Here is a 12,525-nt window from a genome sequence, read left to right on the forward strand (position 1 = left end):
TCATGCGCCCTGATTATGGTCGGGAGACTTCAACCGGAGGACATCCTATGTTCAGCATGGATACCCTGTTTCAGGATCTCGACCCGCAGCAAAAAACCCCTTCCTGGCAACGCCGTCTGTTAAAAATCCTGTTCCGCGAAAAAGAGTTCCACCGCTTTGCCGACCAGTACCGGCACCTGAAAGGGATTGATATGGCCGAGCAGGTGCTTGAGCATTTTGCCATCCGCTGTGAACTGACCGAACGCGACCGGGAACAAATCCCGAGTTACGGCCCGGTGGTGATTGTGGCGAACCATCCGATCGGAACGCTGGACGGACTGGCGCTTCTGCACGCCGTGGCGTCGGTGCGTCCGGACGTCAAAGTGGTGGCAAATCAGTTGCTGTCGCTGGTCTCGTCGCTCGGCAGTCTGATGATCCCGGTGGATAACATGGGCAACCGCACGCGGCGCAATCAGGTGACGCAAATGCAGGAGCATCTGGAAAATCAGGGCGTGCTGATTGTGTTTCCGGCGGGCGAAGTCTCACGAATGAGCAGCAAAGGCGTGCGCGACGGCAAATGGCACACCGGTTTTATCCGTCTCGCCGCCAAAGCCCGTGCGCCGGTGGTCCCGGTGCATATCAGCGGCAGCAACAGCGCGCTGTTTTATCTCAGCTCAATGATTTACCGACCGCTCAGCACACTGCTGCTGGTGCATGAGATGTTTGGTCAGCGCGGCAACAGCCTGACACTCAAAATTGGCGCACGCATCCCCTACTCAGGCTGGCACGACGGCCAGATGCAGGCGGGCGATCTGGCGGCACGTTTCCGCAAACATCTTTACCGTCTCGGCGCGGGCAAGCCGGGGTTGTTCCATACCGAAACGTCCATTGCCCGTGCGGAAGACCGCGCGGTGCTGAAACACGCACTGGAAGCCAGCGAAGTGCTGGGCAAGACGCCCGACGGCAAGATGATTTATCTCTACCGCCGCCACGGCGAAGACACCGTGCCGATTTTGCGCGAGCTGGGGCGTTTACGTGAAATCGCCTTCCGCGCTGTAGGCGAAGGCAGCGGCCGCCGTCGTGATCTCGACGGCTATGATGACGATTATTATCACCTGGTGTTATGGGATCCGCAGGCGCTGGAAATTGTCGGCGCTTACCGGTTTATCCCCACCGCAGAACACGTCGCCAGCAAAGGGCTGAACGGCATCTACAGCCAGAGCCTGTTTCAGTACGGCCATCAGATGGATCCGATCCTGGCGCAGGGTATCGAACTCGGACGCAGCTTTATTCAGCCCGCCTACTGGGGCAAGCGCGGGCTGGATTATCTGTGGCTTGGTATCGGGGCGTATCTGGCGAAATATCCGCAGACCCGTTATCTGTTCGGACCGGTGTCGATTTCCGGCGGTATGCCGTTGCCGGCTCGCGATCTGCTGGTGGCGTTCTACCGGCTTTATTTCCCGCCGACGCTGCCGCTGGCGACCTCACGACGCCCTTATCCGGCCTCGCTGCCCGACGTGCTGGCGCAGTTTTGCGGTGATAATTATCAGGAAGATTTACAGCGCCTGAAACGCCTGCTGGCGAATCTCGGGTGCAGTATTCCGGCACTGTATAAACAGTATTCCGAACTTTGCGAAACCGGCGGCGTGCAGTTTATTGATTTCGGCAGTGATCCTGAGTTCAGTCACTGCATCGACGGGCTGGTGCTGGTGGATCTCAGCCAGTTAAAACCGGCCAAATTTGAGCGATATATTGGGGTGCATCACTGACGCTGCTGGCAGCGTGATTCAGAAACAAAAAGGGCGCAAAAAATTGCGCCCTTTTTATGGCAAACCATTCACCGCATCAATATATATAACCAATATATTCTCTCCGCATATTTTGGTTATTTTATTGTAATGATTTTTCGCTTGTTTAGTAAATTACGCCATTTTCTTCCAGCAATTTTTGCATTACCCTTATTTCTTCTTTATAGACAAACCGCACCTGATTCCCACCGGAATATACGCTTTGTTCGTCAATAAAAGCCAGGCAGGGAAAGGAGTCCGGCACAGATTCAGTGAGAACCTCTTCTAATTCTTCATCAGTGAAGATCGAAGCATTCAAAGGGTTATGGTTGATATTTAAAAAATCTTCCATAAACCATTTCTCAAAATTGGATTTATCAGTCAGGACTTTCATCACACCTTCTTTTCATCAGTTCGGCCATGGGTGTTATTAGGCATTTCACTGGCCGGATACTCAATAGAGTTTTTTCGAAGTCGTGATTTGAAATATTTTCATTACCCATCTTATGCCTTTGATTAGAAAGAAAATATGAACAATAAATTTGACTATAACCTCATAAAAACCCTGGTCCTGATCTTTGAAACAAGAAGCATGACAAAATCCGCACAGGCGCTGGGCATATCATCGCCCACACTGACCTATGCATTAAATAAACTGCGTGATTATTATAATGATCCGTTATTTTTCAAATCCGTGAAAGGACTTAAAGCCACGCCGCTCGCGAACCAGCTTTATCCTTCCTTTAAGAAGATTGACGAAGAAATATCGCATTCCGTGATGATCACGACGGATGTAACCCCTGAAATCTCTAATGTTATTATCCGCACCAACACGATGATTGAATATTATCTGATGGATAAATTATTAGAAAACAACAGATTTCCGGAAGAACTTAATTTTACATTTAACAACCGCATCATGCTCGAAGATCAGCGGGTCACCGCGCTGGTCTCCCGGGAAGTCGATATTGATATTGGTTCCGCCATTAGGCTTAACCACTCGTTTATTTCGACCAAAATCGCCCAGTCGCGGATCATCGGTTTGTGCCGTGACGGGCATCCGCGAATTAAAAATAAGCTCAGCAGCGAGCAATGGATGGCCGAAGAACATATTGTACTCAGCTCTGCCGAGACCAATGCTTATCTTCCTGAAAAACTTTATGGCCTGTCCCATCAGAGAAATATCCGTTATCGCTCTAACTCGTTGCTCAATATGCTTTATTGCATTGAGAAAAGTGATTTTGTTATGTTTTTCCCGGCGTTTCTGCTCAAACATATCCCGGCACATCTCGCCCTGCGCAGGGTAGAAATCCCCTGGATGGAAGAAGATACGCTGGATATTTATGCCTATATTCACAGCAAGGCGAAAAATGATGAGCGGCTGGAAAGAATTATCCAGCTATTGAAAAAGTAGATAATCATTTTCAGCGCAATAACCTGCGAGAAAATATCATCCGGCCGCTCAGACATTCATTTATGGCTTATTCACATCCGCCACAGCAATGGTGTAAATCACGACGGTATTGAGCGGCGATGCACCTTTGTCGTCTTTCGCGTTTTCGAGTGTGGATGGCGGGATCACCACCGTTACCTGCCCCCCTTTACGAATTAATTTCACGCTGTCACGCAACACAGGCGGCATTTCCGAAATGCGGAAAATCTGATAAGCATTATCGACCTGCGGCCCGTCAATGACGGTGCCATCAACCAGGGTGCCTTTATAATTGATCTGCACGGTATCCGTATTCTTCAGCGCCGGACCCTCACCTTTATTATCAATCAGATATAATAAACCCTGCTTCGTCTTTTTGACGCCTTCCTGTTTTGCAAAAGCCTCAATATAGGCTTTATCTGCCGCCTGTTTTTTCGCATTTTGCGCCTGCGTCAGCACTTTGACCTGCTCATCAAACGTGGACATGGTGAGACGGATATCTTCGTCGCTCATCTTGCCCTGATGACTAAACGTATCTGCGATACCGGCCAGCAAAATATTCTTATTCAGGGTGATATGCAGATTTTTCTGCACCGCGAGTTGCTCCTCGATAAAGTGCGCCAGCATGACACCGCTGGCATACGCCCGCTTTTGCTCTTCACTTTCCAGCATGTTTGCCGGTGCAGGTTCAATACCCGCCGCTTTAATACTTTCTGCGGTCACCTCTTCAGAAGGCGACGCTTTCACCGGCGGTGCAGCAGCAGGTTCCGCAGCTGCTTGCGCTGTCGCGTCTGACGTCTCAACCGGTACCGCATCCGGCTTGACTGCCTGAGCTGGCGCAGGCGCTGTCTCATCAGCTTTCACCGGTTTCTCCGGCACCACAACAGCCGGAGCGGTGAGCGCGGCCGGTGGCGTCTCCACCGCAGCCTGTTCAGCCGCATTTGAAGACGAAGCAAACCCCGACAATGTCAGGAGGCTGAACAGATAAAGTCCTTTAGGGCGTGAGAGGTCCATAACTTTCCTTGTGAATTGTTGATTGTAGGTTGCTGATAAATATGACGCAGATTTCCTCCCTGCCTTCCCCTTCGCAGGGGGAGGCGCTAAAAATCATTTCACCGCAAACGATCGCGCCATCAGATCCTGCGCGCATGCCCACGCCGAACTCCAGGCCCACTGGAAGTTATAACCGCCCAGCCAGCCGGTGACGTCCACCACTTCGCCGATGAAATACAGACCCGGCACCTTAGCGGCAGCCATGGTTTTTGAGGATAATTCTTTGGTATCGACGCCGCCAAGCGTCACTTCTGCCGTGCGGTAGCCTTCGGTGCCATTCGGTTGCACCTGCCAGTTTTGCAGTTGTTCAACCAGTTCGGCCTGCTGCGGCACATTCAGTTGCTTCAGCGTGACATCCGGTAACTGACCGAGGGTTTGCAGGCATTCGACCAGACGTTTTGGCAGTTGCATCGCCAGCGTATTTTTCAGGCTCTGATTCGGATGTGCCTGACGCTGTTCATTCAGAAACGCCGCCAGATCGACATCAGGAAGTAAGTTAACGCTCACAAACTCGCCAGGCAGCCAGTAACTTGAAAGCTGTAAAACCGCCGGGCCGGACATGCCGCGATGGGTGAACAGGATGCTTTCACGGAAAACGGTGCCATCTTCCGCCGTCAGTACCGCAGGCACTGACACGCCGGAGAGCGTCTGTAAGTGATCCAGCAGCGGTTTATGCAGGGTAAAAGGCACCAGACCGGCGCGGGTCGGCAGGACTTTCAAACCAAACTGTTCGGCAAGACGGTATCCAAACGGCGAAGCGCCCAGTCCCGGCATGGAAAGTCCGCCGCTGGCAATCACAAGTGAGTGAGTACTTACAGTTGAGCCGTTCACCTTGATAATAAAGCCCTCTTCGGTTTTCTGAACGTCGGAAATCTCGCTGCGCAGACGCACATCGACATGACCCAGTTCGCATTCCTTATCGAGCATTGCCACAATTTGCTGGGCAGAATCATCACAGAACAACTGACCGAGGGTTTTCTCATGCCAGGCGATGCCGTAGCGGTTGACCATATCGATGAAATCCCACTGGGTATAACGCGCCAGCGCGGATTTACAAAAATGCGGGTTTTCGGAAAGATAGGCAGCGGGTTCGGCGTAAAGGTTAGTGAAATTGCAGCGTCCGCCGCCTGACATCAGAATTTTACGCCCGGTTTTTTTCCCGTTATCCAGCAGCAGAACCCGGCAGCCACCTTGTCCGGCCTGTGCTGCGCAGAACATACCCGCCGCACCTGCACCAATGACTACCACATCAACCTGTTCCACTTTTGGCCTCTCTTTATGAAAATTCAACTACGTTTTAGATAGGGTTTACCCCTTACCGATGGGCGTTCAGGCCGCATGATGCCGCGGATTGTAAGGGACAGCCGCCGCTTAGACCAGCCAGACTGTCCGCTTTCTGAACGTCGTAAGTAAATGTTTCTGTGAGTAAAGAGGGAATAACGTTTTGATAAATAAAAATTTAATTGAAACAAAGCCAAATATTGAACTGTTTTTAGTCAAAAAAATGTCATATTTTCCTTTTCCCGTCCCCCTGTTCTCGCAGATAATGCGCGGCGTTCATGACCACTAACTGGCGTAACAATTATGCTGCATCTATTTGCCGGATTGGATATTCATACCGGTTCTTTATTGATTCTCGCGTTACTGTTTGTTCTGTTCTACGAAGCCATTAATGGTTTCCATGACACAGCCAACGCAGTAGCAACCGTCATCTATACCCGGGCAATGCGTTCGCAATTAGCGGTCGTGATGGCAGGGGTATTTAACTTCTTTGGCGTCCTGCTCGGTGGTTTGAGTGTGGCCTATGCCATCGTCCATTTACTTCCAACCGATTTACTGCTTAACGTAGGTTCCGCACATGGCCTCGCCATGGTGTTCTCTATGTTGCTGGCGGCGATCATCTGGAACCTCGGCACCTGGTACTTTGGCCTGCCGGCGTCCAGTTCCCACACGCTGATTGGTGCCATCATTGGCGTCGGGCTGACCAATGCATTAATGACCCACACGTCTGTGGTCGATGCGTTAAACATCCCGAAAATGATCGGCATTTTTGCCTCTCTGATTATCTCACCGCTGGTCGGGATGATTATGGCAGGCACCATGATTTTCCTGTTGCGCCGTTATTGGAGTGGCAACAAGAAACATGCCCGTATCCACCTGACGCCTGCTGAACGTGAAAAGAAAGACGGCAAGAAGAAGCCGCCATTCTGGACCCGTATTGGCCTGATCCTGTCGGCTATCGGCGTGAGTTTCTCTCACGGCGCAAACGACGGCCAGAAAGGTATCGGCCTGATCATGCTGGTCTTGATCGGTGTGGCACCGGCAGGTTTCGTGGTGAACATGAGCGCGACCGGATACGACATTACCCGTACCCGCGATGCCGTGACGCACCTCGGTCAGTACTATCAGCAGCATGTGGATGCCGTCCCACACGTCGTTGCGCTGACGCCGCTGGTGCCTGCACCGGACGTCAACATTGCGCCTACCGACGAGCCGAAAGTGTTCCACTGCGACAGCAGCCACGCACTTGACGCCATTGGGCGCGCTCAGACCCTGCTGACCAATTTGCAGTCCTACAGCGACCTGTCACCGGAAGAACGCAGCCATATGCGTCGTCTGCTGATGTGTGTTTCTGATACTGCGGATAAAGTCGCGAAGCTGCCGGAAACCTCCGCGGCGGACAAACGCTTCCTCGGCGAGCTGAAAACCGACATTCTGCAGACGGTTGAATACGCGCCTATCTGGATCATCATCGCTGTGGCGCTCGCACTGGCCATCGGTACCATGATTGGTTGGAAACGTGTGGCGACCACTATCGGCGAGAAGATTGGTAAGAAAGGCATGACCTACGCACAGGGCCTGTCTGCCCAGCTGACGGCGGCGCTGTCTATCGGCGTGGCCAGTTACACCGGCATGCCGGTTTCCACCACGCACGTACTGTCTTCTGCGGTTGCAGGTACCATGATTGTGGATGGCGGCGGTGTGCAGTCGAAGACGGTGAAAAACATCGCCATGGCGTGGATCTTAACCCTGCCAGTGTCGATTGTGCTGTCCGGTGTCCTGTACTGGATTGCGCTGAAGCTGATCTGATCCTTATCTGACCGGCATTAAAAAGGCGACTCTGCTCAGCAGGTCGCCTTTTTTGTTTCCTTTTTCACACATCCTCCCTAATTCATCACCAAAGTAATTGGAGTTGCAGCAAGGCAGCAAGCGAGAGAATCCCGATGAGCTGACACAGGTCAGTGATTCGGGTGAACGAGAGCCGCTAACGCCGCTGCAGCGTCAAGTACGAAGGGTATGCTAATACCAGATCAGCATCGCTAACATACTGATCAATATTAATCCGACCAGTGCAGTTGTCAGGATAAACTGACCGCGGACCCGTTCACAACGGCGGATAAACTCAGGATCGTGATGTTCAACGTAGCGCTGAGCATAAATATAGCGCACCAACCTTATTTGCTTGCCGGGCTGACCGTGAGAGGTAAAAAATCCCCCGCCATCGACGTACTGATACAGCAGCGGATCGCACCCCCGCAGGACCACCAGCAATGCGCGCAAAGAAGAGTAATAGCGCAGCATATTCACTACACACACAAAACATAAAGCCCAAAACAGCGCAACGGGACTGATCATGATTCCCCCTCAAGGCGAACTGACCCCGCGCAATGCACCTCTGCTTACCGGCGCATACCCGACGTTTCGCCCTGCCTTTCCGCGATTTCACACCTCCGGACAACCTGCGTCCGCCCTCTTTTCGTATCACAGAAGATTGCCAAAGCAGGAGAAGCCTGCATTATTCAGTGTAGGAAATGAATGCGGAACTGTTCATATTATTTGCATCTATAGATTTTCAGATATGGAAATGGGATCTGTATGCTTGATTTATTTGGCCATTTTGGCGCTATACTGAAGTCATGACATTCGCATGATGCTGATCTTGCTATTTACTGACTTATGGAAGGAGTTTTCTTATGGCTTACAAACACATACTTATTGCTGTGGACCTGTCGCCGGAGAGCAAAGTTCTGGTCGAAAAAGCCGTTTCCATGGCGCGTCCGTATAACGCCAAAGTGTCCCTGATCCACGTCGATGTGAACTATTCAGACCTGTATACCGGCCTGATCGACGTTAATCTGGGTGACATGCAGAAACGTATTTCCGAAGAAACGCATCACGCGTTAAATGAACTGTCGCAAAATGCCGGCTATCCGATTTCAGAAACCCTGAGCGGCAGCGGTGATCTGGCGCAGGTGCTGGTCGATGCCATCAACAAATATGGCGTGGACTTAGTGCTGTGCGGCCATCACCAGGATTTCTGGAGCAAGCTGATGTCTTCCGCACGCCAGCTGATCAACACCGTTCATATCGACATGCTGATCGTGCCTTTGCGTGATGAGGAAGAAGAAGCGTAAGACGTATTATTGCGTTAACGCTGACATAAAAATGCCCGCAGGTGAAAACCGGCGGGCATTTTTTTTGTCTTTTAGCCGCAAAAAACTGGTTAATCTGTGAGCAAGCGCGTAGCCTGTATATACAGTATGTTTTTATATTCAGATATAATTCACATCCATTTGTTTATTATGAATAATAAATAAAAATAATGGGTATATACGGACGAAGCTTTTCATACAGGATGTATTATGAAAATCAAGTTTTCACCGGCAGTGAAAGAGAAATTGCTCGTAAAACACAGTGTTGTGGAAAAAGAAGTCTTCGAATGCTTTGCAAACCGCGAGGGCAATTATCTGAAGGATATCCGCGAGCAGCATCAGACAACGCCACCCACCTTGTGGTTTATTGCTGAAACGAACAGGGGAAGGACGCTTAAAATCTGCTTTATCCCACCCCACAACGGGCTTCCGGCACAGCTGAAGTCCGCTTTTGAACCTAACGAGATTGAAAGGCGAATTTACGCCAGTAAAGGTGCTCTGTGAAAACCGGCAGTAACACCCATAATTTAGAGGAAGACATTATGACAACCCGCCACGACGCTCAGGATAATGCAGACATGTGGGATAACCGCGATCTGGGTGCATCCGAAGAACACGCAGAGGCAATCTCCCCCTCTCTTGCGGCTGAGTTCGATGACATGATGGAACTTCAGGCGATCTCTATCAGGCTGCAAAAATCGCTGCTCAGTAACCTGAAAACTATCGCGGCACATCATCAGATTGGCTACCAGCCAATGGTCAGGGATTTGCTTACGCGTTTTGCAGAAGCGGAAATGAAAAAGATCCTGATTGACCAGCTAAACAAGATCGACGAAGCACAGCGTGATCGCGAAAAAACCGTGCCGGTCACTGAGTTTATTGAAGATTTGCGTAATCAGGCATGAAAATTAGAAACCAGAACGTATGTGCAGTGCGTTCTGGTTTCTGTTTCATCTCGTTGTGATTTTTACAACAGCGGCTGTCTATAACGGCGTATAGATGTCAAACCGGTGGCTCTTGGTCACCACTGCGGCCTGTGCGGCGATGTCGGCCATTGGCGGAGCATAGTCCGGGCGTTTCACGACAATGCGTTTTGTCGCTAACCGGCGTGCCGGTTCCAGCAGGCCATCGGCATCTTCGTCAGGGCCGACTAATCCCTGAAATACCCGCATCTCTTTCTTCACCAGCGCACTTTTCTGTTTGTGCGGATACATCGGGTCGAGATACACCACTTCCGGTTTAGGCGACAGTTCCGCCAGCGCGGTCAGGCTGGAGGCGTGCAGCAGCGTCATGCGCTCACGCAGCCACGGGCCGATTTCTGCATCACGATAGCCACGCGCCAGCCCGTCATCGAGCAATGCCGCGACAACCGGATTGCGTTCCAGCATCCGCACCTTGCAGCCCAGCGACGCCAGCACAAACGCATCACGACCCAGTCCGGCGGTCGCATCGACCACATCCGGCAGATAGCTGCCTTTGATGCCGACGGCTTTGGCTACCGCCTCACCTCGCCCGCCGCCGAATTTTCGGCGGTGCGCCATGGTGCCGCCGACGAAATCGACATAGATCGCGCCGAGTTTTGGCTCGTCACGTTTGCGTAATTCCAGACGTTCAGGCGTCAGCACCAGCGCCATCACGGCATCCGGGTCAGACGTCAGGCTCCAGCGCTGCGCCAGAACAGATAAGGCGCCTTCATCGGCGCCTTCTTCACACAGTAAACACACACTCACAGGCAGAGGTTATCCTTTGATTCCGTAGTGGCGCAGCATAGCATCCAGCTGCGGCTCACGCCCGCGGAAGCGTTTGAACAGCGCCATCGGCTCTTCGGAACCACCACGCGACAGGATGTTATCCAGGAACGACTGACCGGTTTCGCGGTTGAAAATCCCTTCTTCTTCGAAGCGGGAATAGGCGTCGGCAGACAGCACTTCTGCCCACAGATAACTGTAGTAACCGGCCGCATAACCGCCTGCAAAAATGTGGCTGAAGGCGTGCGGGAAGCGTCCCCATGACGGTGACGGCACCACGGCAACCTGTTTCTTGATTTCTGCCAAAGTTTGCAGGATTTGCGCGCCTTTCGCCGGATCGTATTCCGCGTGCATGCGGAAATCGAACAGGCCGAACTCCAGCTGACGCAGGATAAACAGCGCCGCCTGATAGTTTTTCGCCGCCAGCATTTTATCCAGCATTTCTTTCGGCAGCGGTTCGCCGGTTTCGAAATGACCGGAGATGAACGCCAGTGCGTCCGGCTCCCAGCACCAGTTTTCCATAAACTGGCTTGGCAGTTCGACGGCATCCCACGGCACACCGGAAATACCGGCCACTCCCGGGGTGTCGATGCGGGTCAGCATATGATGCAGGCCGTGACCGAACTCATGGAACAGCGTGGTGACTTCGTTATGCGTGAACAGCGCCGGTTTGTTGCCCACCGGGCCGTTAAAGTTACAGGTCAGGTACGCGACCGGTTTTTGCAGTTCGCCGTCGGCTTTACGCATACTGCCGACGCAGTCGTTCATCCATGCGCCACCGCGTTTGTGTTCGCGGGCGTACAGGTCGAGATAGAAGCTGCCGCGCAGGTCGCCGGTTTCATCGAACAGGTCGAAGAAACGCACGTCTTTATGCCAGGTTTCGACGTCTTTACGTTCTTTGGCGGTGATGCCGTAAATGCGTTTCACCACTTCGAACAACCCTTCCAGCGCACGCTGCTCAGGAAAATAAGGGCGTAACTGCTCGTCGTTGATGGAGAACAGATGCTGTTTCTGTTTTTCACCGTAGAACGGCAAATCCCAGGCTTCCATCTCATCCACGCCGAAATGTTCTTTGGCGAAGGCACGCAGTTGCGCCAGCTCCTGCTCGCCCTGCGGACGCGCACGTTTTGCCAGACCGCTCAGGAAGTCGATCACCTGTTTCGGGCTTTCGGCCATTTTGGTGGCCAGAGACATATCCGCGTAGGATTCAAAACCTAACAGCTGGGCCAGTTCGTGGCGCAGCGCCAGTTCTTCGGCCATCACTTCGCTGTTATCCCACTTACCGGCATTCGGCCCCTGATCGGAAGCGCGGGTCGCAAACGCGCGGTACATTTCTTCGCGCAGCTCACGGTTTTCGCCGTAAGTGATCACCGGCAGATAGCTCGGGATATCCAGCGTTAACAGCCAGCCTTCCTGCTCTTTCGATTCTGCCAGCGCTTTCGCCGCCGCCAGTGCGCTTTCCGGCAGACCTTTCAGGTCGTTTTCATCAGTGATTAATTTGCTCCAACCCATAGTGGCATCGAGCACGTTGTTGCTGTAGGTCGAACCCAGCTCAGACAGACGCGCGGAAATTTCGCCATAGCGTTTTTGTTTTTCCATCGGCAAACCAATGCCGGATAACTCGAAATCACGCAGCGCGTTATCAATGGCTTTTTTCTGCGCCAGGGACAGCGTACTGAAATGTTCGCTGTCTTTTAAATCGCGGTATGCCTGATACAAACCGGCATGCTGCCCGGTCCAGGTGCTGAATTCAGACAAAATAGGCAGGCACTGCTCGTAGGCTTCACGCAGTTCCGGGCTGTTTTTGACGGCATTGAGATGCCCGACTGGCGACCAGATGCGGCTCAGGCGATCGTCGCTTTCGGCCAGCGGCTGACACAGATTTTCCCAGGTATAAGGCGCGCCCTGCGCGACCACACGTTCAATAGTCTGACGGCTTTCTTCGATCGCGGATTTCATCGCAGGGACAATATGTTCAGGCTTGATCGCAGAGAAAGGAGGCAGGGAGAACGGTTGTAAGAGCGGATTCGACGCGTTTTGCTGTTCAGTCATAGGGCCAGTCCTTCGTAATAGCGTTTGGGGCTGATGCGCCG

The 12,525-nt window shown here is 52.3% G+C and carries 12 protein-coding genes; 6 read left to right on the forward strand and 6 right to left on the reverse strand.

What is annotated here, in order from left to right:
• Nucleotides 1-47 precede the first annotated feature (47 nt).
• Entirely contained in the window at nucleotides 48-1,748 is a 1,701-nt protein-coding gene (olsF, locus tag EYY67_RS12775) for a bifunctional ornithine lipid synthase OlsF (protein WP_131693665.1), read from the forward strand.
• Between the two features lie 145 nt (nucleotides 1,749-1,893).
• Here the strand turns inward: olsF and EYY67_RS12780 are convergent, their stop codons facing one another.
• Nucleotides 1,894-2,160 (reverse strand): hypothetical protein, encoded by a 267-nt coding sequence (locus EYY67_RS12780; protein WP_095923878.1) that lies wholly within the window; start codon nucleotides 2,158-2,160, stop codon nucleotides 1,894-1,896.
• Between the two features lie 135 nt (nucleotides 2,161-2,295).
• Here EYY67_RS12780 and EYY67_RS12785 point away from each other — a divergent pair, with 135 nt between their 5' ends.
• A complete protein-coding gene (locus EYY67_RS12785; protein WP_119825388.1) occupies nucleotides 2,296-3,180 on the forward strand; it encodes a LysR substrate-binding domain-containing protein in 885 nt (294 codons plus the stop codon).
• Between the two features lie 60 nt (nucleotides 3,181-3,240).
• On the opposite strand, the gene EYY67_RS12790 is transcribed toward EYY67_RS12785, so the two are convergent.
• Both EYY67_RS12790 and EYY67_RS12795 read right to left on the reverse strand, forming a co-directional pair.
• Nucleotides 3,241-4,212, reverse strand: coding sequence for an FKBP-type peptidyl-prolyl cis-trans isomerase N-terminal domain-containing protein (locus tag EYY67_RS12790; protein ID WP_131693666.1), 972 nt, complete (start codon nucleotides 4,210-4,212; stop codon nucleotides 3,241-3,243).
• Nucleotides 4,213-4,305: 93 nt separating this feature from the next.
• Nucleotides 4,306-5,514: a BaiN/RdsA family NAD(P)/FAD-dependent oxidoreductase gene (locus tag EYY67_RS12795; protein WP_119825392.1), complete on the reverse strand. Its 1,209-nt coding sequence runs from the start codon at nucleotides 5,512-5,514 to the stop codon at nucleotides 4,306-4,308.
• 321 nt (nucleotides 5,515-5,835) lie between these two features.
• On the opposite strand from EYY67_RS12795, the gene pitA reads away from it, so the two are divergent.
• Entirely contained in the window at nucleotides 5,836-7,341 is a 1,506-nt protein-coding gene (gene pitA, locus EYY67_RS12800) for an inorganic phosphate transporter PitA (protein ID WP_131693667.1), read from the forward strand.
• A gap of 210 nt (nucleotides 7,342-7,551) precedes the next feature.
• Here the strand turns inward: pitA and uspB are convergent, their stop codons facing one another.
• Nucleotides 7,552-7,887 (reverse strand): universal stress protein UspB, encoded by a 336-nt coding sequence (gene uspB, locus EYY67_RS12805; RefSeq protein ID WP_095923883.1) that lies wholly within the window; start codon nucleotides 7,885-7,887, stop codon nucleotides 7,552-7,554.
• A gap of 338 nt (nucleotides 7,888-8,225) precedes the next feature.
• Here uspB and uspA point away from each other — a divergent pair, with 338 nt between their 5' ends.
• From uspA to EYY67_RS12820, 3 genes are all read left to right on the forward strand, one after another.
• Nucleotides 8,226-8,666, forward strand: coding sequence for a universal stress protein UspA (uspA, locus tag EYY67_RS12810; protein WP_014333460.1), 441 nt, complete (start codon nucleotides 8,226-8,228; stop codon nucleotides 8,664-8,666).
• Nucleotides 8,667-8,894: 228 nt separating this feature from the next.
• Nucleotides 8,895-9,188: an ADP-ribosyl-(dinitrogen reductase) hydrolase gene (locus EYY67_RS12815; protein ID WP_131693668.1), complete on the forward strand. Its 294-nt coding sequence runs from the start codon at nucleotides 8,895-8,897 to the stop codon at nucleotides 9,186-9,188.
• A 38-nt stretch (nucleotides 9,189-9,226) separates the two neighbouring features.
• Nucleotides 9,227-9,589 carry a hypothetical protein gene (locus EYY67_RS12820; RefSeq protein WP_014333459.1) on the forward strand — a complete coding sequence of 121 codons (363 nt, stop codon included), beginning with the start codon at nucleotides 9,227-9,229 and terminating at the stop codon, nucleotides 9,587-9,589.
• A 78-nt stretch (nucleotides 9,590-9,667) separates the two neighbouring features.
• Here the strand turns inward: EYY67_RS12820 and rsmJ are convergent, their stop codons facing one another.
• Nucleotides 9,668-10,414, reverse strand: coding sequence for a 16S rRNA (guanine(1516)-N(2))-methyltransferase RsmJ (gene rsmJ / locus EYY67_RS12825; protein WP_095923886.1), 747 nt, complete (start codon nucleotides 10,412-10,414; stop codon nucleotides 9,668-9,670).
• 9 nt (nucleotides 10,415-10,423) lie between these two features.
• Complete coding sequence (prlC, locus tag EYY67_RS12830; RefSeq protein ID WP_131693669.1) at nucleotides 10,424-12,484, reverse strand: oligopeptidase A; 2,061 nt, start codon at nucleotides 12,482-12,484, stop codon at nucleotides 10,424-10,426.
• Between the last annotated feature and the right edge of the window lie 41 nt (nucleotides 12,485-12,525).

It is taken from the genome of Rahnella victoriana, assembly GCF_004330295.1.
In the GTDB taxonomy this organism is placed as follows: Bacteria; Pseudomonadota; Gammaproteobacteria; order Enterobacterales; family Enterobacteriaceae; genus Rahnella; species Rahnella victoriana.